Below are 24,636 nucleotides of genomic sequence, written 5' to 3' on the forward strand. Positions count from 1 at the left end.
CCCGCACGGAGCCAAGCTGCATGGTTACGGAACCACCACTTTTTCGCGTAGGATTTATCGAGAGTTTTAAGTTAAAGGCCTGTTAAGACCCGTTACCGCGCTGTTAACAGACTTAAGGAAGCGTTACCGGGAACTGCGCGCCTTCCTGTGCGCGGCAGCCCGGCCGGAACTTCAAATCGATCCCCCCAGCGCTTAAATTCGCTCCATGGTTCACGATTCCACCGACAAGCCGGACGACGCCCGCGCGCGCACCTCGCAGCAGGCCGCTCCGACCAAGGCCCCAGCCCAAGAGGTGGCCCCGCCGGACCTCGATCCCGCCACCGCCGGCGGCGATGACGAGGACGATGCGCGGCTGCCTGACATCCTGGAAGAGAGCGGCGCGATCGGCGAAGAGCCGCTGGCGACGGGTCATGAGGCGATCGAGCGCGCGGTGCGGCTCGCGCCGACCTCGCCCGGCGTCTATCGCATGCTCAGTGCGAACGCCGACGTCCTCTATGTCGGCAAGGCCAAGAACGTCAAAAAGCGCTTGTCCAACTACGCGCGCCAGAGCGCGCCGCTACCGGCGCGCATCCTGCGCATGATCGCGGCCACGGTGACCGTGGAGATCGTCTCGACCGCGACCGAAACCGAAGCGCTGCTGCTGGAAGCCAACCTCATCAAGCAGCTGCGGCCGCGCTTCAACGTGCAGCTGCGCGACGACAAGTCGTTTCCCTACATCCTGATCACCGGCGACCATTGGGCGCCGCAAATTTTGAAGCATCGCGGCGCGCAGACCAGGGCCGGGCGCTATTTCGGCCCGTTCGCCTCCGCCGGCGCCGTCAACCGCACCATCACGGCCTTGCAGCGCGCATTCCTGATCCGCTCCTGCACGGACTCCTTTTTCGAGAGCCGCACCCGGCCCTGCCTGCTCCACCAGATCCGCCGCTGCGCCGGCCCCTGCACGCGCGAGATCGACTTCGGAGGCTATACGACGCTGGTGCGCGAGGCGACCGACTTCCTGTCCGGGAAGAGCCATGCGGTGAAGCAGGAGCTTGCCGGCGAGATGGAGAAGGCCTCCGGCGAGCTCGAATTCGAGCGCGCGGCGCTCTATCGTGATCGCCTCGCGGCATTGTCAGCGATCCAGTCCCAGCAGGGCATCAATCCACGGACGGTCGAGGAAGCCGACGTGTTCGCCATCCACCAGGAGGGCGGCTTCTCCTGCGTCGAGGTGTTCTTCTTCCGCACCGGACAGAACTGGGGCAATCGCGCCTATTTCCCGCGCGCGGAGAAGACCTATACGCCGGAAGAGGTGCTTGGCTCGTTCCTCGCCCAGTTCTACGACGACAAGCCGCCGCCGAAGACCATTCTGCTCTCGCACGAGATCGACGAGATGGAGCTTCTCGCCAACGCACTGGCGATCAAGGCGGGCCACAAGGTCGAGGTCATCACGCCCAAGCGCGGCGAGAAGAAAGAGCTCGTCGCCCACGCCCTGACCAATGCGCGCGAAGCGCTTGGCCGCAAGCTCGCCGATACCGCGACCCAGAGCCGCCTGCTCGATGCCATCGCCACGACACTGAGCCTGCCGCACGCGCCCAAGCGCATCGAGGTCTACGACAACAGCCACATCCAGGGCACCAATGCGGTGGGTGCCATGATCGTCGCCGGCCCCGACGGGTTCGTCAAAAACCAATACCGCAAGTTCAACATCAAGTCGGAAGGGATCACGCCGGGCGACGACTTCGCCATGATGCGCGAGGTGCTGGAGCGCCGCTTCAAGCGCCTGATCAAGCCGCCCGACGAGGGCGCGGCCAACAAGGCCAGGGACGACGATTTCCCGCAATGGCCCGACCTCGTGATCATCGACGGCGGCCGCGGCCAACTGAATGCCGTCAGGGAGATCTTTGCAAATCTCGGGCTGACCCAGGTGTCGCTGATGTCGGTCGCCAAGGGTCCCGACCGCGATGCCGGCCGCGAAACCCTGTTCATGCCCGAGCGCGAGGCGATCAAGCTGGAGCCGCGCGACCCTGTGCTCTATTTCATCCAGCGCCTGCGGGACGAGGCCCACCGCTTCGTCATCGGCTCGCACCGCAAGTTGCGCAAGAAGGACATCCGCGAGGCCGGCTTGCAGGAGATTGCGGGCATCGGCCCGTCACGTAAACGTGCCTTGCTGCATCATTTCGGAACCCTGAAGGAGATCGAACGGGCCTCGATCGCCGATCTCGGCAAGGTTCCTGGGGTCAGCGCCGAAAGCGCCCGCAGGATATTCGACTATTTCCATCCCCAGCCGGGGTGAACTAAAGGGGCCGTAGTCATATGGTCGTCGCATGCCGTGCCCCATTTGGGCGCGGACGGTTGACCTTCGGGCTTGAGCGGTATTGGTAGGACGGATGAACATCGCCACGACACGAGGGACGACCAGCCGCGCGATGTCCCTCCCGAACATCCTGACCTATGGCCGGATCGCCGCGATCCCGGTCGTGGTCGGATGCATCTATGCGCAGTCGATCATGGACTACCCGCTGTGGCTGCGCTGGGTCGCGGTCGCCATCTTCATCGGCGCCGGGGTGACGGATTATCTCGACGGCTATTACGCGCGGATCTGGAATCAGCAATCGGCGTTCGGCCGGATGCTCGACCCGATAGCCGACAAGCTGCTGGTGGCCTCCTGCCTGCTGATGCTGGCGGCCGATGGCATCATCCACGGCTGGTCGCTATGGGCCGCCATCGTGATCCTTTGCCGCGAGATCCTGGTCTCGGGCCTGCGCGAATACCTCGCGGCGCTCCGCGTCAGCGTGCCCGTCACCAAGCTCGCCAAGTGGAAGACGACGGTGCAGCTCGTCGCCATCGGCTTCCTGCTCGCAGGTCCCGCCGGTGACGAGGTGCTCCCCGCGGTCTCGCTGATCGGCCTCATCCTGCTGTGGGCCTCGGCAATCCTGACCATGTACACCGGCTACGATTATTTCCGCGCCGGCATCCATCACCTCATCAAGGAGGATGAAGGATGAAGGTGAAGTATTTCGCCTGGGTGCGCGAGCGTGTCGGCAAGGCCGAAGAGACCATCGAGCCGCCCGCGACGGTGCGCACCGTCGCGGAGCTGATCACCTGGCTGTCGGGCCAGAGCGAGGCTTACGCTTATGCCTTCGAGAAGCCGAAGGTGATCCGCACCGCGATCGACCATGCCCACGTCAAGGCGGACGCTGCCATCGCCGGCGCGCGCGAGATCGCATTCTTTCCGCCGATGACCGGCGGCTAGGCCATGACCTCTTCCGTCGCCAGCTGCCCCGTCGCCATCCGCATCCAGGAAGACGATTTCGACATCGCGCGCGAGATCGCGGTCCTGACCCATAGCCGCACCGATATCGGCGCGGTCGTCAGCTTCTCCGGCATCTGCCGCGCCGACGAGGATAGCTCTGACATCGCCGCGCTCACGCTCGAGCATTATCCCGGCATGGCGGAAGAAGAGATCAAGCGCCATGTCGACGAAGCCTTGTCGCGCTGGCCGCTGAACGGCGTCACCGTCATCCATCGCGTGGGGCGGTTCGTGCCCGGCCAGAACATCGTGCTGGTGCTCACCGCCTCGCAACACCGCCGGGCGGCATTCGAGGCGGCCGAGTTCCTGATGGATTATCTCAAGACCAGCGCCCCGTTCTGGAAAAAGGAAGAGAGCGCCACCGGCACCGGCTGGGTCGAGGCCCATGCCCGTGACGACGAGGCCGCCGCACGCTGGACCAAATCCTGATGGCAAGAGCATCCAAGAAGCCCATGCGCGGCCGCGCCGCGCCCAAACTCGCCAAGGTCGGCCCCGGCGAGCTCGTCTCGCTGCTCGATTTCGTCCGCTATGCGGTGAGCCGTTTCGTGGAAGCGAAACTCGCCTTTGCCCATGGCACGACCGATCCGGTCGCCGAGGCGATCTTCCTGGTCTGCGAGGCGCTGCATCTGCATCCCGAGCAATTCGAGAGCTTTGCCCAAGCTCGCGTCACCGTAGCGGAGGGCAGGGCCCTGCTCGATCTGGTCCATCAGCGCATCACCACCCGCAAACCGACGGCCTATCTCGTCAACAAGATCTACATGCGCGGCCTGCCTTTCTATGTCGACGAGCGCGTCATCGTTCCGCGTTCCTTCATCGGCGAGCTGCTCGATTCCCATTTCGGCGGCGACGGCGAGGTCGGCTCGCTCATCGACGATCCGAGCTCCGTCGCGCGCGTGCTCGATCTCTGCACCGGTTCAGGGTGCCTCGCGATCCTCGCCGCGTATCATTTCCCCAATGCCGAGGTCGACGCGGTCGATGTCTCCAAGGGGGCGCTCGAGGTCGCCACGCGCAATGTCGGGGAACATGGGCTGGATGAACGGATCACGCTGCACCGCGGTGATCTGTTCGCGCCGCTCGGCGGCAACAAATATGATCTGATCATCACCAACCCGCCTTACGTCGACGCCGAAGGCATGGCGGCATTGCCGCCGGAATGCCGGGCCGAGCCCAGACTTGCCTTCGACGGTGGCCCCGACGGTCTCGATGTCATCAGGCGCATCCTGCGCGACGCGCCCGATCACCTGACGCCGGACGGCGGCCTGCTTTGCGAGATCGGCCGCGGCCGCGAGCTGGTCGACGAGGCCTTTCCGGAACTGCCCCTGCTCTGGCTCGACACGGAAGATTCCGAGGGCGAGGTATTCTGGATCGCGGCCGCCGATCTCGGCTGATCGAGCGAGCGCTCCGGAACAAGTCAAATTCCGCCACGTTCACCCCCGACGAATGTTTCGCTGTCGGAGGATGTCCACATGCTCGCGCCATCGGGCGAATTGCTGCGCGCCGGTATGGCGCTGAAAATCAACCATCTCAAGCGCGCGGCCCGATCTTACCTGCGTGACCGCACCAGTCAGACCACTGGACGGATCACGTCCTACGCGGTCGCGGCCGGGCTGTTCGCGGTCGCCGGGCTGTTCTTGGTCGCAACCTTCTTTGTCGGCCTGATCGCGCTGTATCGCTGGATCGCTATCAGTTACGGACAATTCTGGGGCTTTGGGGCCGTGGCGGCGGTGCTCCTGGTGCTCGCCGCAGCCTGTGCCGGAGTGGCCATGGCTCAAATCCATCGCCGGACCAAGCCGATCGTGCCGCTTGCAAGTCGGATGCGTGTGGCGATCGCCACGCCGCGGATCCCGCGTGGAACGGTCAAGCAGGCCGTGAAAGAGGTCGCGACGACAATCCCTCTGGTACCGCTGGCGCCGGGAGAACGCAGCCGGGACGGCAGGACTGCGACAGTTCTTGCCAACCGCCCCGTGCAACTCGGCTTGATGCTCGCGGCCGTCGGGCTGTTGGGCGTCACGGCAGCGCGCCGAAGGCGCTCCCGCCACGGATTGGACGCCTGACATGCGTGCGCGGCACACCGAGCAGCAGCTCGACAGCTGGCTCCTGGTCGCCGCCACAGCCGTGTTCGTGTTGAGCGCAGAACGCTACTTTCAGGATTCCGGCTTGATCCGGCCGCGGCCTCCTCAAGACCAGCGCAACAGCGAAGGACATTCGCCTGAAACGAGCCCGGCGGGCGCAGCGACGCAGCCCGGCCACGGGCGCCGGTCGAAAAGTCCGTTCGCCATTCCCTGGGCGGGCTGGAAGGATATTTTCTGGCGTACCTATCAGCGCATCGGCGACGATCGCCTGCTGGCGACCGCCGGTGGGGTCGTCTTCTTCGGGCTGCTCGCGATCTTTCCCGCCGTGACTGCACTGGTTTCATCCTACGGCCTGTTCGCCAATCCCGCGACCATCACTGACAATCTCCAGAAGCTCGCGATGATGCTGCCCGAAGGCACCTTCCAGATCGTCCAGGAGCAGGTCGGACGCGTCGTATCGAAAGGCAACACGGCGCTTGGCGCCACCTTCCTGTTCGGTCTTGCGCTCGCAATCTGGAGCGCCAATGCCGGGGTTAAAGCGATCTTCGACGCCCTCAACGTCGCTTATGAGGAGCGCGAGAAGCGCGGCTTCATCAAGCTCAACCTGATTACACTCTGCTTCACGGTCGGTGGCATCGTCGCGCTGCTGCTGATGGTGGCCGCCGTCGTCGCCTTCCCGCTTGCGCTCGATCATCTCGGCCTTGCGCCGGAGAGCAAGCTGATCGTCGCGCTCGCCCGCTGGCCGCTGCTGCTCGTCATCCTGCTGGTGGCGCTTGCCATCCTCTACCGCTTCGCACCCAGCCGCGACCAACCGCGCTGGCAATGGCTGAGTGTCGGCGCCGTGACCGCCGCCCTGCTCTGGATCGCCGGCTCGGCGCTGCTGTCCTGGTATCTCTCGGCCTTCGCCAATTACAGCGCCACCTACGGCTCGCTGGGCGCCGCGATCGGCTTGATGACGTGGATGTGGATGTCGGCGATCGTGATCATGTTCGGCGCCGAGCTGAACTCGGAGATCGAACGGCAGACCCTGCGCGACACGACCACAGGACGCCCCAGGCCACTCGGCAGCCGCGAGGCAGTTTCGGCCGACACGGTCGGCGCCGCCGCACCGTCCTGACGACCTCCACGCGAGCCCGCGGCTGCTATCCCCTCGAATCAACAATGATGTTAAGGTCATGCATGCTTGGGGGAGCATGAGGCGCGACGGGTGCGAATTGCGACCCGTGTTTTCCCGGGTGAGGCAATCAGCTCTTGAGGCGTAGCGCGCGGCATGATTCGTATTTCGACGATCTTCATCGCCTTCTGCATGGTTCTGGTCGCAGCCTCGCTCGGGCTCGTCCTCTACTCGGTCGCCGGCATCAACGGAACCGAATCCGCGATCGTGGCGCTGACTGCCCTGACCTTCCTGATCCTCTACAATGCAGTCTCGATGCGGCTCCGCGACCGCAGCGACGTCGGCGGGCAGATCGCCGACCTGTCGCGGGGCACCGCCGACCTTGCCCGCCAGGTGGCCGAGTTCGGGCGCCGGCTCGCCGCGATCGAAGGCCGCATCGCCTCGTCCAATTCGACCAACTCCGATCGTGTCCAGTCGGTGATCGGCGAAATCAACGAGCTCGGTGGACTGGTCAGGCAGCTTGCCGCCACGGTATCGACCCATGAGGACATGCTGGCCGGTCAAGCGCCGGCGCCCGCGCCCGCTCAGGTCGCCCGGCTGGAGCGCGAAGCCCCCGTCGACCAGATCGCGCCCTTCGAGGAGCGGCCGGCCGCTCCTCCGCCGCTTGCGGCACCGCCACCCCGGCCGACGCCGCCGGCGGTCCAGACCAGGCCAGCCAATGCCGTTCAGACCGTCAACGGCCGTAACCAGACCCAGATGCTGGCGACGCTGCGCAACGCCATCGACGAGAACCGCATCGACATCTTTCTCCAGCCGATGGTGACGCTGCCGCAGCGCAAGGTCCGCTTCTACGAGGCGGTGACCAGGCTCCGCGACGAGCGCGACCAGCTGATTGCGGCGGAAGAGTTCATCAGCATCGCCGAAGCCTCCGGACTGATCGGACGCATCGACAACATGGTGTTGCTGCGCTGTGTCCAGGTGTTGCGCCGGCTGATGGTGCGCAACAAGGATGTCGGTGTGTTCTGCAACGTCGCGGCCTCGACGCTCGGCAATTCCACCACCTTCGCGCAATGCCTGGATTTCCTCGAGGCCAACCGGGCGCTGGCGCCGTCGCTGGTGCTGGAGTTCAAGCAGGCGACCTTCCGCGGCCTCGGCCCCGCCGAGACCGAAAGTCTCGCGGCCCTCGCGCAGCGCGGCTTCCGCTTTTCGATCGACCATGTCACGGACCTCAGGATCGAGCCGCGCGAGCTCGCCGATCGCGGCGTGCGCTTCATCAAGGTCCCGGCATCGCTCCTGCTTGACCCCAGGCAAGCCTCGAGCTCGGACATCCATCCCTCCGACCTGTCCGACCTGCTCGGCCGTTTCGGCATCGATTTGATTGCGGAGCGGATCGAGGGAGAGCGCGCAGTGGTCGATCTGCTCGACTATGACGTGCGGTTCGGCCAGGGCTTTCTGTTCGCGCCACCCCGGCCATTGCGGCCCGAGGGGGCATCTGCTACCGGCGGAGCGGCGCCGAACCAGGCGCAGGATATTCAGGGATCCAATGGTTCCGGTACTTCAAGCCCAAGCGCAACTTCAGCTGCGACGCCCGCCGCTCCGCCATCATCGCGCGTCACCGGCAACGCAGCCCTCGCGCGCCGCATCTGATCGGCCGCGCGCATCATGACCACGCTGCACTTCGCACAGAGCCTGCGCGAGCTTGTGGCCGGGGTCGATGTCGTGCTCAGCGACATCTGGGGCGTCGTCCATAACGGTCTGGAATCGTTCCCGGAGGCCTGCGAGGCGCTGCACACCTATCGCAGCCGCGGCGGCACGGTGATCCTGATCACCAATGCGCCGCGCCCGGCTGACTCCGTGCAGCGGCAATTGCGCAAGCTGGGCGTCGCCGACGAGACCTACGACGCGATCGTCTCCTCCGGCGATTTGACGCGGCTCTATGTCGCCGAGCATCCCGGCCGCAAGATGTTCTGGCTCGGCCCCGAGCGCGACAACTCGATCTATCGCGGCCTCGGGGCGACGACTGCGCCACTGGAAGAAGCCGACTACATCGTCTGCACCGGCCTCTATGACGACGAGACCGAGACTGCGGAAGACTATCGCGGCATGATGCTGAAGGCCCGCGAGCGCCAGCTGACACTGGTCTGCGCCAACCCGGACATCGTGGTGGAGCGCGGCGACCGGCTGATCTATTGCGCCGGCGCGATTGCCGAGCTGTACCGCGAGCTCGGCGGCGAGGTGATCTTCTACGGCAAACCCCACCGGCCGATCTATGAACGCGCGATGGCGCTCGCCGGCGAACGCCAGGGGCACCCGATCGACCGCAAGAAAGTGCTGGCGATCGGCGATTCCGTCCGCACCGACCTGACCGGCGCGCGCGAATTCGGCATCGACTGCCTGTTCGTCACGCGCGGCATTCATGCCGAGGAGTTCGAGGGCCTCGACCAGCTCGATCCGAAGTCGGTGACGGAATTGTTCGGCCACCCGCCGAAGGCGCTGATGCGCGAATTGAAGTGGTAACGGCCGGGCCCTCACCGTTCCAGCGCGGAAAAGCCCGGGACGAGCCCGGGCTTTTCAAATTCAGCTGATGGCGTCAAGCGCGCTTACGCGCTCGCCATATCAGGGAAAACCGCCTCGATCTTGGTCTTCAGCGTCGCCGCGTTGAACGGCTTGACGATGTAGTTGTTCACGCCGGCCTTCTTGGCCGCGATCACGTTCTCGGTCTTGGATTCCGCCGTGATCATGATGAAGGGCGTGGTGGCGAGGTTGGGATCTGCCCGCACTTCGCGCAGCAGGTCGTAACCCGTCATCGGCTCCATGTTCCAATCGGAGATCACGAGCCCGTACTTCTTGCCGCGCATCTTGTTCAGCGCCGCCGAACCGTCGCTGGCATCGTCGATATTCTCGAAGCCAAGCTGCTTCAGGAGATTCCTGATGATACGGATCATGGTGCTGTAGTCGTCGACCACCAGAACCGACATCGACAAATCAACCGCCATCTCGACTCCCCCAACGCATACCCAGGACTATTCAAAATCGGACCTGACAGGCCGGGCCCTCAGTTCCATCTCCCAAGCACTAGCACCAAGGCGTTAAACAGCGCGTTAACTGCGGCGGCCCGCGACGGATCGGAAATCATGTTCCAGGCGACGGCCCTCTGCAGCTTGACTTCATCGGCCGGCTCAAGCCACGGTCCCGGCCGGTCCCGCCGGCTCGAGAATTCCCCTGATGGCCCCGCAATTTACCGTTATCCGCGATACCACGCCGGAATCCGCGATCCCCAAGGGGGCCGTGGTGGCCATGGGCAATTTCGACGGGGTCCATCTCGGCCACCGGGCCGTCATTACCGCTGCCCTGGAAATGGGCCGGGCGCATGGCCGCCCTGCGCTGGCGCTGACCTTCGAGCCGCATCCACGCCGGTTTTTCAGCCCCAACACCCCGCAATTTCGCCTGACCGACGAGCGGGCCAAGCTGCGGCTGCTGGCCGGGACCGGACTGGCCGGCGCCGTGGTCATGACCTTCGACAAGGCCCGCGCCGGGACCAGCGCGCAGGATTTCATTCACCACGACCTGATCGAACGTCTCGGCGTCAGCGGGATTGCGGTCGGATACGACTTCCATTTCGGCAAGGGACGGGTCGGTTCACCGAGCCTTCTGGTCAACGAAGCGCCCCGGCTCGGCATCGAGGTCGACGTGCAGCCGCATGTCGACATCGACGAGCGCCCGGTCTCCTCCAGCGCCATCCGGATTGCGCTCGCCGAGGGGCAGGTCGACGAGGCCACCACCATGCTGGGCGCGCCCTGGTTCATCACCGGCGAGGTCATCCACGGCGAGAAACGCGGCCGCGACCTCGGCTATCCCACCGCCAACATCCGGCTCGATGCCAATTGCGGCCTGAAGCACGGCATCTACGCCGTGCGGGTCGGCCGCGGGCCTGAGCGCCTGAACGGGGTGGCGAGCTTCGGTCGCCGCCCGACCTTCGATAACGGCGCGCCGCTGCTGGAAATCTTCCTGTTCGACTTCCGGGGTGACCTGTACGGGCAGGCTCTCGACTGCGCCTTTATCGGCTTCATCCGCGAGGAGCTGAAGTTCGACGATATCGACACCCTGATCCGCCAGATGGACGACGATTCCGCCCGGGCCCGCGCGATGCTGGGGGCCGCCCCGGACGCATTTCCGCGGCTCGGGACCGTCGATTAAGGGCGGCCCAAAGCCCGCCCGCCGGACCTTTGCGCTTCCCCCGCTCGGCTGCTATGGAGAGCCCATGTTTGCGCGGCGCATCATAGGGATTAGCAGCCCGGCTTCCGCCTGAGCCTCAAGGCTCGGCGCAAGACCGGGATTTCGTCGTTTCACCCCGCGATTCCGCATCGCCATCCGTTCCCGCGCCATTCCGAGCCAGTCAACCTCATGTCCGAAAAGCCGCAAAAGTCCCCAAAGTCCGAAGCCAAAGACTATTCGAAGACCCTGTTCCTGCCGCAGACCGAATTCCCGATGCGTGCCGGCCTGCCCCAGCGCGAACCGGAGATCCTCAAGCGCTGGTACGAGATCGGCCTCTACGAAAAGCTGCGAGACCGCGCGAAAGGCCGGGCCAAGTTCGTGCTGCACGACGGGCCGCCCTATGCCAACGGCAACATCCATATCGGCACGGCGCTGAACAAGATCCTCAAGGATCTCGTCACCAAGAGCCAGCAGATGCTCGGCTTCGATTCCAACTATGTGCCCGGCTGGGACTGCCACGGCCTGCCGATCGAATGGAAAGTCGAGGAGGAGAACTATCGCAAGAAGGGCAAGCAGAAGCCCGACTTCCGCGACAGCGCCGCGATGATCGATTTCCGGAAGGAGTGCCGCGCCTACGCCACGCACTGGCTCAACGTGCAGCGCGAGGAATTCAAGCGTCTCGGCGTGATCGGCGACTGGGCTCATCCTTACGCCACCATGAACTATCCGGCCGAAGCCCAGATCGCGCGCGAGCTGATGAAGTTCGCGGCCAACGGCACGCTCTATCGCGGGTCCAAGCCGGTGATGTGGAGCGTGATCGAAAAGACTGCGCTCGCCGAGGCCGAAGTCGAGTACGAGGACTACACGTCCGACATGGTCTGGGTGAAATTCCCGGTCACCTCGCCCGCGCATGGCGCGCTCGCTACAGCAAGCGTCGTGATCTGGACCACCACACCCTGGACCCTGCCCGGCAACCGCGCCATCTCGTTCTCGCCGAAGATCGGCTACGGCCTCTACAAGGTGACCGACGCGCCCGCGGACAATTGGGCCAAGACCGGCGATCTCCTGATCCTGGCCGACGCGCTCGCTGAAGAGGTGTTCAAGCAGGCGCGCGTGGCCGCTTTCGAGAAGGTTCGCGACATCCCAGGCGACACCATGGACGCAATCGAATGCGCCCATCCGCTCAAGGGGCTCGCCGGTGGCTACGACTTCATCGTGCCGCTGCTGTCCGGCGACCACGTCACCGACGACACCGGCACCGGTTTCGTGCACACCGCGCCCAGTCACGGCCGTGAGGACTTCGACGTCTGGATGGCGAATACGCGGGAGCTCGACGCCCGCGGCATCAACACCGCGATTCCCTATACCGTCGACGAGAACGGCGCCTATACCGACCAGGCACCCGGCTTCACGGGCAAGCGCGTCATCAACGACAAGGGCGAGAAGGGCGACGCCAACGAGGCCGTGATCAAGGCGCTCGTGGAGAACGGCAAGTTGCTCGCGCGCGGCCGGCTCAAGCACCAATATCCGCACTCATGGCGCTCGAAGAAGCCGGTGATCTTCCGCAACACGCCACAATGGTTCATCGCGATGGACAAGGATATTGCCGCAAACGGCAAGACCAAGCCCGGCGACACGCTGCGCGCCCGCGTACTGCACGCGATCTCGGTGACGCAGTGGGTGCCACCGTCGGGAGAGAACCGCATCAACGGCATGATCGAGGCCCGGCCCGACTGGGTGATCTCACGCCAGCGCGCCTGGGGCGTGCCGATCGCCGTGTTCGTCCGCGAAAAGGGCGACGGCTCGGCCGAGATCCTGCAGGATGAGGCCGTCAACACCCGCATCGGCGACGCCTTCGCGAAGGAAGGCGCGGACGCCTGGTATGCGACAGGTGCCCGCGAACGCTTTCTTGGACCGCGTGCTGGCGAGGATTGGCAGAAGGTCGACGACATTCTCGATGTCTGGTTCGATTCCGGCTCGACCCACGCCTTCGTGCTCGAAGACCCCGTGCAATTTCCCGGCTTGGCCGGCATCAAACGCAAGGTCGACGGCGGCACCGATACCGTGATGTATCTCGAAGGCTCGGACCAGCATCGCGGCTGGTTCCACTCTTCGTTGCTGGAGAGCTGCGGCACGCGCGGCCGCGCGCCCTACGACATCGTGCTGACCCACGGCTTCACCCAGGCCGAGGACGGCCGCAAGATGTCGAAGTCGCTCGGCAACACCATTGAACCGCAGTCCGTCATCAAGGAATCCGGCGCCGACATCCTGCGGCTTTGGGTTGCGTCCTGCGACTACACCGACGACCAGCGCATCGGCCCCGAAATCCTGAAAAACACCGTCGAGACCTACCGCAAGCTGCGCAACACCGTGCGCTGGATGCTCGGCACGCTTCATCACTACAAGCCGACCGAGGCCGTCGCGCCTGCCGCGATGCCCGAGCTCGAGCGGCTGATGCTGCACGAACTCGCCATTCGCGCCGAACTTGTCCGCAAGGCCTACGAGACGTTCGACTTCAAGAGCGTGGTCGCGACGCTGTCCGCCTTCATGAACAGCGAACTCTCGGCGTTCTACTTCGATATCCGCAAGGACACCCTCTATTGCGATCCGCCGTCATCGGCGACACGCAAAGCGGCGCTGACCACGATCGACCTGCTGTGCAATTCAATCCTGAAATGGCTGGCGCCGGTCCTGAGCTTCACTGCGGAAGAAGCTTGGCGGATGTACAGGCCGGATGCGGAAGCGTCGGTGCATTTGACGCTGTTCCCGGAAGGTCTCGATAAGCTACGCGACGAGACCCTCGCCGCGAAATGGGAAACCATCCGCAATGTCCGCCGCGTCGTCACCGGCGCGCTGGAGCTTGAACGCGCCGCCAAGAACATCGGCTCCTCGCTCGAGGCCTCGCCGGTGATCTATGTCGCCGACCGCGACGTGCTGGCGACGTTGTTCGACACCGATCTCGCCGAGATCTGCATCACCTCGAATTACGAGGTGCGCGAGGGCGAGGCGCCGGCCTATGCGTTCCGTCTCGACGGGGTACCGGGGGTCGCGGTCGTAGTGGAGAAGGCCGTCGGCACCAAATGCGCCCGCTCCTGGAAGATCTCGCCCATGGTGGGTGAGGACGCTGAATACCCCGACGTCACTCCGCGCGATGCCCAGGCGTTGCGCGAATGGAAAGCGTTGGGCTCGAGCATCTGATCGAACGGCCATGACCCCGCTCCGCGCCGGCATCATCGCGGCCGTGCTGACCCTCCTGGCCGATCAGGCCTCGAAGCTCTGGCTGCTGAACGGCTTCGACCTCGCCCGCAAGGGCGTGGTGAAGGTGACCCCCTTCTTCGACCTTGTGCTGGCCTGGAATATCGGGATCAGCTTCGGCTGGCTGCAGAACGACAGCCATGCGGCACAGATCGCACTGATGGCAGTGAAGGTCGTCGCGGTGATTGCACTGGCGATCTGGATGGCGCGGTCGCAGACCCGGCTCGCCACGGTCGCGCTGGGCCTGATCATCGGCGGCGCCATCGGCAACGGCATCGACCGCGTGGCCTACGGCGCGGTGGTCGACTTCGCCCTGTTCCACATCGAAATCGCCGGAAATACCTATGATTGGTACGTCTTCAACCTCGCGGACGTGGCTATCGTTGCTGGTGTGACGGCCCTGTTGTATGATTCCTTCTTGGGGGTACCCGCCGCAAAAGCGCCCTGATCCCGGTCGATACGGAACGGAGGCGGAACCTTGCTTGGCGAGCGGCGGTCGCGCGAGGCGCGACAAGACGTGCTACTCCAAGATTTGCACAGTTCAAGACTGCCACAATATGGAACAGGTACAGGAATGCGCAGCTCCGAGACCAGCGGTTCGATGGGTCGAGACTCCCGGCGGGGACTTTGGCTGGCGCTGAAATTGTCAGCCGTCGCACTTGGCATTGGTCTCGTCATGTCCGCGGGCCCGGTCCGCGCCGGCGACGATGACGATGACGACGACATGACCTTCGAAGAGAAGCTCATCGACAATTTGATGTCGGGCCTCGGCGCCAAGGGCATGGAGAAGAAGGGCATCGAGTACCGCGAGCGCTCGCCGCTGGTGGTGCCACCGAGCCTCGACCTGCCGCCGCCCGCCAGTGCCGACGCCGCGAACGCACCGAACTGGCCGAAGGATCCCGACGAGAAGCGCCGCAAGGAAGCCATCGCCGCGCGCAAGAAGGCGGGCAACAAGGCCGCGCAATATCTGAAAGATGCGCGGCCGCTGTCGCCAGCCGAGTTGGACGCCCACAAGACGGCCCCGCAGCAGGCCAGCAATGACCCGGTCCAGCCGGGTACCAACGGCACCAACCCGACACTCAGCCCGGCCCAGCTCGGTTACACCGGCGGTCTGTGGAACATGTTCAAGGGTAGCAAGCCCGAGTCCAAGCCGTTCGTCAGCGAGCCACCGCGCCAATCGCTGGTCGAGCCGCCGCCGGGATATCAGACACCTTCGTCGAACTATGCCTATGGTTCCGGAGAAGATACCACACGCAAGACCTATTTCGACGTCATGTCGGGGAAGGAAAAGGAGCAATAAGCTCCCTGTCCGTCGCAAGCAGGCGTGTACCGCCGCAACGTCCGGTGTCGGCCGGATGCGGCAGATGACTTATTCTTAAGTACAACTCGACGGCGTTCTCTGCTTCGTGACCCGAAGCTCAAAGCCGCGCGGTGTAGCATGCCGTGCTTTCACGCCCGGACTTGAGGGTTCGGGCTTTCACAAGGATCGTGATGTCCTCACACCGATCGATTGCCTGCCTCTTCGCCGCGCTCCTCTCGACATCAGCCCTCGAGGTCGGCAGCGCATTCGCCCAGACGACGGTCACGTCCGCGCCGCCCGCCAGCTTCACGCTCAGCAACGGCCTCCAGGTCGTGGTGATCCCGGACCATCGCACGCCCGTTGTCACGGAGATGATCTGGTACAAGGTGGGCTCGGCCGACGAGACGCCGGGCAAATCCGGTCTCGCGCACTTCCTCGAACATCTCATGTTCAAGGGTACCGAGAAACATCCGATCGGCGAATTCTCCAAGACCGTGCTCCGCGTCGGCGGCAACGAGAATGCCTCGACGTCGGTCGATTACACCGACTACTACCAGCGCGTCCCGAAAGAACAGCTTCCGACCATGATGGAGTTTGAGGCCGATCGCATGACCGGCCTGATCCTCAAGGACGAGAACGTGCTGCCCGAACGCGATGTCGTGCTCGAAGAGTACAACATGCGCGTCGCAAACAGCCCCGACGCGCGCCTCAACGAACAGATCATGGCCGCGCTCTATCTCAATCATCCCTACGGCCGGCCGGTGATCGGCTGGCATCAGGAGATCGAAAAGCTCAATCGCGAGGACGCGCTCGCCTTCTACCGTCGCTTCTACGCACCGAACAACGCGATCCTGGTAATCGCCGGCGACGTCGAGGCTGCCGACGTACGCCCGCTGGTCGAGCGCGATTTCGGCCCGATCCCGTCGCAGCCGGCGATCCCTGCACGTCGCATCCGCCCGCAGGAGCCGGAACCGGTCGCGCCGCGCACCGTCACGCTGTCCGACCCGCGCGTCGAGCAGCCGAGCCTGCGCCGCTATTATCTGGTGCCCTCGGCGACCACCGCCGCGGCCGGCGAGAGTGCCGCGCTCGACGTCCTGGCGCAGTTGATGGGGAGCGGCAGCAACTCCTATCTCTACCGCGCGCTCGTCGTCGACAAGCCGCTCGCGGTCTCCGCCAGCGCCAGCTATTCCAGCATCTCGCTCGACCCGACCCAGTTCGCGATCTCGGCTTCGCCGAAGTCGGGTGTCAGCTTTGCCGAGGTCGAGCAAGTGATCGATGGCGTCATCGCCGACATTGCGCAGAATCCGATCCGTGCCGAGGATCTCGAGCGGGTCAAGACCCAGCTGATTGCGGAAGCGATCTACGCCCAGGACAACCAGGCCGTGCTGGCGCGCTGGTATGGCGGCGCACTCACCACGGGCCTGTCGATCGAGGATATCAGAAGCTGGCCCGACCGCATTCGCGCCGTCACCGCAGAACAGGTCCGCGGAGCTGCGCAAAAATGGCTGGAGAAAAAGCGCTCGGTGACCGGCTATCTGATCAAGGACACCAGCACCGCTGCCAAGCGCGAGGAGAAGCGTTCGTGACCCATTCTTTTCTTCGCGCACGCCATTTCGTGTTGTCGTTCGTCACCGGTGCGGCACTCGCTCTCGCCGCGATCTCGCCGTCGCAGGCCGCTGCGAAGATCCAGCATCTGGTCTCGCCCGGCGGCATCGAGGCGTGGTTCGTCCAGGACGCGACCGTGCCGCTGATCGCCATGGAATATTCCTTTGCGGGTGGCTCCGCACAGGATCCCAAGGAGAAGCCCGGTGTCGCCAATCTTGTCGGCGACCTTCTCGACGAGGGCTCCGGCGACCTCGATTCCAAGACGTTCCATGAGCGGCTCGACCGCCGTGCCATCGAGCTCTCCTTCAGCGCGACCCGCGACACCTTCCGCGGCAGCTTGCGCATGCTGCGCGACAACAAGGACGAAGCCTTCGACCTGTTGCGATCCTCACTGACCTCGCCGCATTTCGACCCTGTTGACGTCGAGCGCATCCGCTCGCAGGTCATCTCGGGCCTGCGCCGCGACACCACCAACCCGACCTCGCTTGCGAGCAAAAAATTCCTGGAGATGGCGTTCGGCGATCACCCCTATGGACGGCAGACCAACGGGACGCTCGAGAGCGTGCCGACGATCACGGTCGCCGACATGAAGGATTATGTCGGGCGCGTCCTCGCCAAGGATACGCTGAAGATCGCGGTGGTCGGCGACGTCGATCCGGCCACGCTCGGCAAGCTGCTCGATCACACGTTTGGTGCCTTGCCTGCCAAGGCCAATCTCGTGCCGGTCCCCGACATCGAGGCCGCAAAGCCCCCGCAGCGCGCCTTCGTGCCGCTCGACGTGCCGCAGACCGTCATCACCTTCGGCGGACCGGGCGTGATGCGCGACGATCCGAATTTCATGGCGGCCTATGTCGTCAACCACATCCTCGGTGGCGGCGGCCTGTCCTCGCGGCTCTATCGCGAGGTCCGCGAGAAGCGCGGGCTTGCTTATTCCGTGTTCGAATCGCTGCTCTGGATGGAGCATTCGGCAGTCTTCATCGGCAACACCGGTACCCGCGCGGACCGTGCCGGCGACACCATCGACGCGATCGAGAAGGAAGTGCGTCGCATCGCCGACGAGGGCCCGACCCAGCAAGAGCTCGACGAGGCCAAGTCCTATCTCAAGGGCTCGCAGATGCTTGCGTTGGACACCTCCTCCAAGCTCGCACAGGCGCTGCTGCAATATCAACAGGACAAGCTGCCGATCGACTATATCGAGAAGCGCAACGCCATCGTCGACGCGGTGACGCTCGACGACGCCAAGGCCGCCGCCAAGCGGCTCTGGAGCCAGGGCCTCCTGACCGTCGTCGTCGGCCGCGCGCCCCAGGCTGCCGCGCAGCCGGCCGCGGCACCGGCTACCAAGTCGAACTGACGTCACCTCACGTTTCCTGAAATGGCCGGGTTCGCCCGGCCATTTGCGTTTCCAGAGTACCATTGCCGAACATGGACGTTCCGCGATATGTCCTGAGATCATCAATGGTGCCATCATGCTGCGGATATCCCGCGATCTCGTCATCGACGAGGACGACATCGAGATCGGCTTTGTCCGCGCCTCCGGCCCGGGCGGGCAGAACGTCAACAAGGTCTCCACCTCTGCCCAGTTGCGCTTCGACACGCGCAAGCTGACCATCCCTGAAGATGCAGCGGTCCGGCTCGCCCGTGTCGCCGGCCAGCGCATGACCAAGGACGGCGTGATTGTGATCCACGCCCAGCGCTTCCGCACCCAGGAGCGCAATCGGCAGGACGCCGTCGACCGGCTCGTTGCGATCCTGACGGAGGCGATGATCCGGCCGACACCGCGTCGCGCGACGCGACCGACTTACGCGTCCAAACAGCGCCGGCTGGACGGCAAGAAGCGTCGCAGCGAAGTCAAGGCCGGACGCGGCGGTCGCTTGAACGATTGAGGGGCCTGCTCCGGACCAACCGGATGTGGGCATCCGGGACTTGCCCCATGCAATTGCGCGCAGGCGGGGCTAAATTGAGCGCCCGAACGCTCCCTCGAGTCGCTCCATGCCCGTCCGTCAACTTCCAGAGCAGGTCGTCAACCGCATCGCGGCCGGCGAGGTGGTCGAACGTCCGGCCAGCGTGGTCAAGGAACTCGTCGAGAACGCCATCGATGCCGGCGCGAGCCGGATCGACGTCTTCACCGATGGCGGCGGGCGGCGGCGGATTGGCATCACCGACGACGGCAGCGGGATGACCCGGAGGGACCTGGCGCTCGCTGTCGAGCGACATGCCACCTCCAAGCTCGACGATGAGGACCTTCTGCAGATCCGTACCCTCGGCTTCCGCGGCGAGGCGCTGCCCTCGATCGGCTCCGTGGCGCGCCTCTCGATCACCACGCGGCATGCGAACGAGCCGCATGCCTGGGCGCTTACCGTCGAGGGCGGTGAGAAGTCCGAGATCATGCCGGCCGCGCTCGCGCATGGCACCCGCGTGGAGGTCAACGATCTCTTCTATGCGACGCCGGCGCGGCTGAAATTCCTGAAGACCGACCGCACCGAGGCGGAGGCGATCCGCGAGGTGGTACGGCGTCTCGCGATGGCGCGGCCCGATGTCGCCTTCACGCTCGCGGGCGAAGAGCGCGCACCCGTGACTTGGGCCGCGGCGCTGCCCGGCGCGGCGGGACGCCTGACGCGACTCGGCGACATTCTCGGCACGGAGTTCCGCAGCCACGCCTTCGAAGTCCATGCCGAGCGCGAGGGTGTCGTCGTCGCGGGCTACGCCGCGGCACCTGCGCTCACCAAAGCCAACGCGCTCGGGCAATATCTCTTCGTCAACGGTCGTCCCGTCCGCGACAAGCTGATCCTGGGGGCGGTGCGGGGCGCCTATGCCGATTATCTACCGCGCGACCGGCATCCGGTGCTGGCGCTGTTCGTCACGCTCGATCCGCGCGAGGTCGATGCCAATGTGCATCCGGCCAAGACCGAGGTCCGCTTCCGCAACGCCGGCCTTGTGCGCGCGCTGATCGTACACGGGCTGAAGGAAGGCCTCGCGCGCGAGGGACGCCGCACCGCCGCCAACAGCGGCGAGAATGCATTGTCGTCGTTCCGGTCCGCCTTTACGCCGCAGCGACCGGCAAGCTGGGACTGGCGGGCTTCGCCATCCGCGCCGGTTGCGCCGATGCCGTCATTCGAAGGCTCGGCCGCGCCTGCGTTCGCAGAACGCCCGCAGGCTGCGTTCGACGTTGGCGCACCAAGCGCGGACGTGCGGTTCGAAGCCCAGCCGGTGACCGATCTCGTTGATCGTCCGCTCGGCGCGGCGCGTACGCAGCTGCACGAGACCTATATCGTGTCGCAGACTCGCGACGGCCTGATCATCGTCGACCAGCACGCCGCGCATGAACGCATCGTCTATGAGCGGCTCAAGGCTTCGCTCGCCGAGAACGGCGTGCAGCGACAGATCCTCTTGATCCCCGAGATCGTCGAGATGGACGAGGCCACGGTGGAGCGCCTGCTTGAGCGCAGCGACGAGCTCGTTTCATTCGGCCTTGCGATCGAATCCTTCGGCCCCGGCGCGGTCGCGGTGCGCGAGACGCCGTCGCTGCTCGGCAAGACCAACGCCGGCGGGCTGCTGCGCGATCTCTCCGAACATATGGCCGAATGGGATGAGGCTCTGCCGCTGGAGCGTCGCTTGATGCACGTCGCCGCGACCATGGCCTGCCACGGCTCGGTGCGCGCCGGCCGCCGCTTGCGGCCCGAGGAGATGAACGCCCTGCTCCGCGAGATGGAGGAGACGCCGAACTCCGGCCAGTGCAATCACGGCCGGCCGACTTACGTCGAGCTGAAGCTTGCCGACGTGGAAAAGCTGTTCGGGCGGAGATGAACTACGCGTTGCGTTTCAAAAACACGAACTCGGTGTCGTCATACGCCCGCCGCTCCAGCTCCTCAAAACCTTCCGGCGTCGCGAACTGCGCGGCCTTGGCCTCTTCCACCACCAGCAGCGCGCCTGATGTCAGCCAGCCGCCGTCACGCAAGCTCGCAAGCGCTTTCTCCGCAAAACCCTTGCCGTAGGGTGGATCGAGAAACACCAGCGAGAACGGCTCGACGGGATGTGCGGGACCGAGATCGGTCGCGTCGCGGCGATAAACCTTGGTGACACCGCCGAGGCCGAGCGACTCGACATTGTTGCGCAGCAGCGCGCGCGCCTCAGCCCCATTGTCCACGAACAGCGTGAACTTCGCGCCGCGTGACGACGCCTCGATGCCGAGCGCGCCAGTGCCGGCGAAGAGATCGAGCACGCGTGCGTCCGCAATCGGGTTGTCATAGGCGTGCACGAGGATGTTGAACACGGATTCGCGCAGGCGATCCGCCGTGGGACGGATGTCGCGCGACGACGGTGAGGCGAGATTGCGCCCCTTTAAACGGCCGCCGACCACGCGCATGCTATTCGTCCCGCGGCGTCAGATCGCGTTTGCCGTGATAGCCGCGCTTGGGACGACGCGGCGGGCCGTAGCCGTTGGCCTCTTCCTCGTTGCGCTCGCGCGCTTCATCGCTGCCGGTACGCTGCACCAGCACGCGGCGGCCCTTGCGGTCGGCGATCACGGCGCGCTTGGAGATCTTCTCGCCCTCGCCTGACGACTTCTTCGGCACGTCGAATTGCGCGCCCGACTTCTCGATCACCTTGTCGCCGAGCTGCTCACGCAGCACGCGCGAGCGGACCTCCTCGACCTGGCCCTCGGGGACCTCGCCGAGCTGGAACGGACCGTAGGAGACGCGGATCAGTCGGTTCACCTCGAGCCCGAGATGGGCGCAGACGTTGCGGACCTCGCGGTTCTTGCCTTCGCGGATCGCGAACACCAGCCAGACATTGGCGCCCTGGTCACGCTCCAGCGTCGCTTCGATCGGACCGTATTTCACGCCCTCGACCTCGATGCCGTCCTTGAGCTGGTCGAGCTGCGCCTGGGTGACGTCGCCATGGGCGCGGACGCGGTAGCGGCGCAACCAGCCGGTATCAGGCAGCTCGAGCGTGCGAGCGAGGCCACCGTCATTGGTGAGCAGCAGGAGGCCTTCAGTATTGAAATCGAGCCGGCCGACGCTGATCAGCCGCGGCAGGCCTTCGGGCAGATTGTCGAACACGGTCGGACGACCCTCGGGATCGTCATGCGTGGTCATCAGCCCGCGCGGCTTGTGATAGAGGAACAGCCGCGTGCGCTCGCGCTCCGGCAACGGCTTGCCATCGACCAGGACGACGTCGTTCTTGGTGATGTCCAGCGCCGGCGAATTGATCACGCGGCCGTTGACGGTGACGCGTCCCTGCGTGACCATCTCCTCGGCATCCCTGCGCGAGGCGAGGCCTGCGCGCGCCAACGCCTTGGCGATGCGCTCCCCGGCCTTTTTCGGCTTCGGCGGCTCTTCGCGGCGCGGCCTTCCCTCGAAATCACGCTCGCGCGCGCGATAGGCGCCACGACCGCCGAAGGCGGGGCGTTTCTCGAAGATCCTGCTGTCGTCCTCGTTGTCGCGGCGCGGACGATCGCCAAAGCGGCCTTCGCTGCGCGGATGCTCCTGCCAGTCCATGCGGCCCTCGGGCCGCTCGCGCGGACGATCGAACTTCGGACGGTCATCGCGCGACCGGTCAAACTTTGGACGATCGCGGAACGGACGATCGCCAGAGGCGCGATCATCGCGTGAGCGCGAGAAACGCGGACGGTCATCACCACGGCCGCCGTCACGACGGTCGTCGCGCTGGCGCCAGGGCTTTTCCTCGCTGCGATCGCGGCCGCGGAAATCCTTGTCGAACGACTTGCGCGGACGGTCGCCATGCGGACGATCATCGCGCTTCTGCCAGGGCTTGGAATCGCTGCGCTCGCCACGGTCGCGCGAAAATTTCCGCTCGCCGTCGAACTTGCGCTCGCCACGGTCACCGCGCGGCGCATAGGGCCGCTTGTCGCCGAACTTCTTGTCGCCGAAGCGACCCGCGGGACGGGCATCGTCGCGGTCCCGGCTGCGCGGCGGACGGTCGTCGCGGCCATAGGACGGACGGTCGCCGCGCGGCTTGAAGCCGCGCTCGCCGCGGCCCTCGCCGCCACGGTCATCGCGCTTGAAGCGCGGGCGGTCGGAAAAATCGCGACGCGGGGCATCGCCCTCCTCGCGGCGGCGGAAGGGGCGGCTGTCGCGATCGCCCTTGCCCTCAAAGCCGCGCTTGGCGAATTTCTTGTCGGGGCCGCGCGGCTTGCCGCTGCGGCCGCCTTTGGGGGGGCCTCGCCGGCCGCGGGAATCGTTGTCTTTGTCGCTGTCGCGAGGCATGAATAATCTCACTCAGGGGGTGGCCAGACGCATTACGCGCGCTCATTCCGAGCCGCATGCTCAGGCAAAAATCGTAAGCACTTCTGCTGAAGGCGCAGCTACTAGCAGGTTTCTTCGGATGATACGAGGCTTGAAAGCCCCTTCTTTCATGGATTTGGCGCTCAAAACGGCCGAAAATGCCGGAAAGGCTGGCGAAGTTCCGATCGGGTGCGTGGTGGTCCGCAACTACGAGGTCATCGCCACCGCCGCCAACCGCACCCTGACCGACTACGACCCCACGGGCCACGCCGAGATCATCGCGCTGCGCGAGGCGGCGAAAAAGATCGGCAGCGAGCGGCTGGTCGACTGCGACCTCTACGTGACCTTGGAGCCCTGCACCATGTGTGCGGGCGCGATCTCCTTTGCAAGGGTCCGCCGGCTCTATTACGGCGCGGCTGACCCCAAGGGCGGCGCGGTCGAATCGGGCGTGCGGTTCTTTGCCTCACCGACCTGTCACCACGCCCCGGACGTTTATTCCGGGGTCGGCGAGAGCGAGGCGGCGCGGCTGCTCAAGGAGTTCTTTCGCGAGCGGCGCTAGCTGCCTGCAAAAAACGAAAGCAGCGCCTGCGCGGTGGCGTCGGGGTTCTCCTCGGTGAGGAAGTGACCGGAATCGACAGGCTGGCCTCCGACATCGGTCGCCCATTGCTTCCAGACATCGAGCGGGGTCGCGGCGGCTTGCGCAATGCCGGCGCCGCCCCACAGCGCCAGCATGGGCACGGTGATCTTCTTGCCGGCCTCGAAATCGGCCTTGTCGAGGTCGTAGTCGATATAGGCGCCGGCGCGGTAGTCCTCGCACATCGCATGGATGCGGGCGGGATCGCGGAACGGGGCGAGGTAGTGTTCGAGCGCGCGCGGGTCGATCGCATCCAGCGTTTTCGATTTGGTCTGGCTCGCCATCTTGAAGCGCAGGAAGAACTCGCCCTGGCCCGAGATCAGCGTCTCCGGCAGCGGCGCGGGCTGCGCCAGAAACGTCCAGTGATAGATCTTCAGCGCATAGGCGCGGTTCATCCGCTCCCAGTAATTATAGGTCGGCAGGATATCGAGCACGGCGAGCTTGGACAGCCGGCCGGGATGATCCAGCGCCAGGCGATACGACACGCGGCCGCCGCGATCGTGGCCGGCGAGCGCGAAGTGGACGTGGCCGAGCCGCTCCATCATCTCCACCATGGCCTTGGCCATCGCGCGCTTGCTGTAGGGCATGTGCAGCGCATCGCTCTCGGGCATGTCGGACCAGCCATAGCCGGGCAGGTCGGCGATGATCAGCGTGAACCGGTCGGCCAGCTCAGGCGCGACGCGGTGCCACATCACATGCGTCTCGGAGAAGCCGTGCAGCAGCAGCAGCGGCGGCCCGTTGCCACCGATGCGGGCGAAGATGCGGCCGAACGAGGTGTTGACCCATTCGGAGGCGAAGCCGGGATAGAGGTCGGCGAGATCGGACATCAGTTCCACCCACTCAAAATGTCGAAACAACCCCATGCACCGTAGCGGTATTATCAGCGGGGTGACTAACCCTATCTGCTGAT

Annotated in this window: 22 protein-coding genes; 18 read left to right on the forward strand and 4 right to left on the reverse strand. The window is 65.2% G+C overall.

Annotation, left to right across the window (positions count from 1 at the left end; all coding sequences use genetic code 11):
• The first annotated feature begins 205 nt into the window (after window positions 1-205).
• The 9 genes from uvrC (at window position 206) to ACVW16_RS13285 (ending at window position 8,992) form a co-directional block, all read left to right on the forward strand.
• A complete protein-coding gene (gene uvrC / locus ACVW16_RS13245; RefSeq protein WP_456737279.1) occupies window positions 206-2,272 on the forward strand; it encodes an excinuclease ABC subunit UvrC in 2,067 nt (688 codons plus the stop codon).
• A gap of 94 nt (window positions 2,273-2,366) precedes the next feature.
• Window positions 2,367-2,984 (forward strand): CDP-diacylglycerol--glycerol-3-phosphate 3-phosphatidyltransferase, encoded by a 618-nt coding sequence (pgsA, locus tag ACVW16_RS13250; protein ID WP_456737278.1) that lies wholly within the window; start codon window positions 2,367-2,369, stop codon window positions 2,982-2,984.
• Complete coding sequence (gene moaD / locus ACVW16_RS13255; RefSeq protein WP_456737277.1) at window positions 2,981-3,232, forward strand: molybdopterin converting factor subunit 1; 252 nt, start codon at window positions 2,981-2,983, stop codon at window positions 3,230-3,232. The genes pgsA and moaD overlap by 4 nt, the downstream gene beginning before the upstream one ends.
• 3 nt (window positions 3,233-3,235) lie before the next feature.
• Entirely contained in the window at window positions 3,236-3,718 is a 483-nt protein-coding gene (locus ACVW16_RS13260; RefSeq protein WP_456737276.1) for a molybdenum cofactor biosynthesis protein MoaE, read from the forward strand.
• Window positions 3,718-4,677: a 50S ribosomal protein L3 N(5)-glutamine methyltransferase gene (gene prmB / locus ACVW16_RS13265; protein ID WP_456737275.1), complete on the forward strand. Its 960-nt coding sequence runs from the start codon at window positions 3,718-3,720 to the stop codon at window positions 4,675-4,677. The genes ACVW16_RS13260 and prmB overlap by 1 nt, the downstream gene beginning before the upstream one ends.
• A gap of 78 nt (window positions 4,678-4,755) precedes the next feature.
• Window positions 4,756-5,343 (forward strand): phage holin family protein, encoded by a 588-nt coding sequence (locus ACVW16_RS13270; protein WP_456699645.1) that lies wholly within the window; start codon window positions 4,756-4,758, stop codon window positions 5,341-5,343.
• A 1-nt stretch (window position 5,344) separates the two neighbouring features.
• The gene (locus tag ACVW16_RS13275) at window positions 5,345-6,478 is read left to right on the forward strand and encodes a YihY/virulence factor BrkB family protein (RefSeq protein WP_456737274.1); all 1,134 of its coding nucleotides are present in this window, start codon (window positions 5,345-5,347) and stop codon (window positions 6,476-6,478) included.
• 153 nt (window positions 6,479-6,631) lie between these two features.
• The gene (locus ACVW16_RS13280; protein WP_456737273.1) at window positions 6,632-8,122 is read left to right on the forward strand and encodes an EAL domain-containing protein; all 1,491 of its coding nucleotides are present in this window, start codon (window positions 6,632-6,634) and stop codon (window positions 8,120-8,122) included.
• Between the two features lie 15 nt (window positions 8,123-8,137).
• The gene (locus ACVW16_RS13285) at window positions 8,138-8,992 is read left to right on the forward strand and encodes a TIGR01459 family HAD-type hydrolase (RefSeq protein WP_456699648.1); all 855 of its coding nucleotides are present in this window, start codon (window positions 8,138-8,140) and stop codon (window positions 8,990-8,992) included.
• Between the two features lie 83 nt (window positions 8,993-9,075).
• Here the strand turns inward: ACVW16_RS13285 and ACVW16_RS13290 are convergent, their stop codons facing one another.
• Window positions 9,076-9,471, reverse strand: a complete 396-nt coding sequence (locus tag ACVW16_RS13290; RefSeq protein WP_007596883.1) for a response regulator — start codon at window positions 9,469-9,471, stop codon at window positions 9,076-9,078.
• 229 nt (window positions 9,472-9,700) lie between these two features.
• Between ACVW16_RS13290 and ACVW16_RS13295 the strand changes: the two genes are divergently transcribed.
• The 8 genes from ACVW16_RS13295 (at window position 9,701) to mutL (ending at window position 20,654) form a co-directional block, all read left to right on the forward strand.
• Window positions 9,701-10,672, forward strand: a complete 972-nt coding sequence (locus ACVW16_RS13295; RefSeq protein WP_456699649.1) for a bifunctional riboflavin kinase/FAD synthetase — start codon at window positions 9,701-9,703, stop codon at window positions 10,670-10,672.
• A gap of 207 nt (window positions 10,673-10,879) precedes the next feature.
• Window positions 10,880-13,888 (forward strand): isoleucine--tRNA ligase, encoded by a 3,009-nt coding sequence (gene ileS / locus ACVW16_RS13300; RefSeq protein ID WP_456802362.1) that lies wholly within the window; start codon window positions 10,880-10,882, stop codon window positions 13,886-13,888.
• A 10-nt stretch (window positions 13,889-13,898) separates the two neighbouring features.
• Window positions 13,899-14,393 (forward strand): signal peptidase II, encoded by a 495-nt coding sequence (gene lspA / locus ACVW16_RS13305; protein WP_456699651.1) that lies wholly within the window; start codon window positions 13,899-13,901, stop codon window positions 14,391-14,393.
• Between the two features lie 126 nt (window positions 14,394-14,519).
• Window positions 14,520-15,245, forward strand: coding sequence for a hypothetical protein (locus ACVW16_RS13310; protein WP_456737271.1), 726 nt, complete (start codon window positions 14,520-14,522; stop codon window positions 15,243-15,245).
• A gap of 191 nt (window positions 15,246-15,436) precedes the next feature.
• Window positions 15,437-16,831: a M16 family metallopeptidase gene (locus tag ACVW16_RS13315; RefSeq protein WP_456699653.1), complete on the forward strand. Its 1,395-nt coding sequence runs from the start codon at window positions 15,437-15,439 to the stop codon at window positions 16,829-16,831.
• Complete coding sequence (locus ACVW16_RS13320) at window positions 16,828-18,201, forward strand: M16 family metallopeptidase (RefSeq protein WP_456737270.1); 1,374 nt, start codon at window positions 16,828-16,830, stop codon at window positions 18,199-18,201. Before ACVW16_RS13315 ends, ACVW16_RS13320 begins: the two co-directional genes overlap by 4 nt.
• Before the next feature lie 115 nt (window positions 18,202-18,316).
• A complete protein-coding gene (gene arfB, locus ACVW16_RS13325; RefSeq protein ID WP_456802363.1) occupies window positions 18,317-18,733 on the forward strand; it encodes an alternative ribosome rescue aminoacyl-tRNA hydrolase ArfB in 417 nt (138 codons plus the stop codon).
• A 106-nt stretch (window positions 18,734-18,839) separates the two neighbouring features.
• On the forward strand, window positions 18,840-20,654 hold the full coding sequence (gene mutL / locus ACVW16_RS13330; protein ID WP_456737269.1) for a DNA mismatch repair endonuclease MutL: 1,815 nt from the start codon (window positions 18,840-18,842) through the stop codon (window positions 20,652-20,654).
• A 1-nt stretch (window position 20,655) separates the two neighbouring features.
• Here the strand turns inward: mutL and rsmD are convergent, their stop codons facing one another.
• A complete protein-coding gene (gene rsmD / locus ACVW16_RS13335; RefSeq protein ID WP_456737268.1) occupies window positions 20,656-21,213 on the reverse strand; it encodes a 16S rRNA (guanine(966)-N(2))-methyltransferase RsmD in 558 nt (185 codons plus the stop codon).
• A 1-nt stretch (window position 21,214) separates the two neighbouring features.
• Window positions 21,215-23,074, reverse strand: coding sequence for a pseudouridine synthase (locus tag ACVW16_RS13340; protein ID WP_456737267.1), 1,860 nt, complete (start codon window positions 23,072-23,074; stop codon window positions 21,215-21,217).
• Window positions 23,075-23,192: 118 nt separating this feature from the next.
• On the opposite strand from ACVW16_RS13340, the gene ACVW16_RS13345 reads away from it, so the two are divergent.
• Complete coding sequence (locus tag ACVW16_RS13345) at window positions 23,193-23,651, forward strand: nucleoside deaminase (protein WP_092230031.1); 459 nt, start codon at window positions 23,193-23,195, stop codon at window positions 23,649-23,651.
• On the opposite strand, the gene ACVW16_RS13350 is transcribed toward ACVW16_RS13345, so the two are convergent.
• Complete coding sequence (locus tag ACVW16_RS13350) at window positions 23,648-24,553, reverse strand: alpha/beta fold hydrolase (RefSeq protein ID WP_456737266.1); 906 nt, start codon at window positions 24,551-24,553, stop codon at window positions 23,648-23,650. The genes ACVW16_RS13345 and ACVW16_RS13350 overlap by 4 nt on opposite strands.
• Between the last annotated feature and the right edge of the window lie 83 nt (window positions 24,554-24,636).

The sequence above is a fragment of the Bradyrhizobium sp. USDA 4474 genome, from assembly GCF_054057515.1.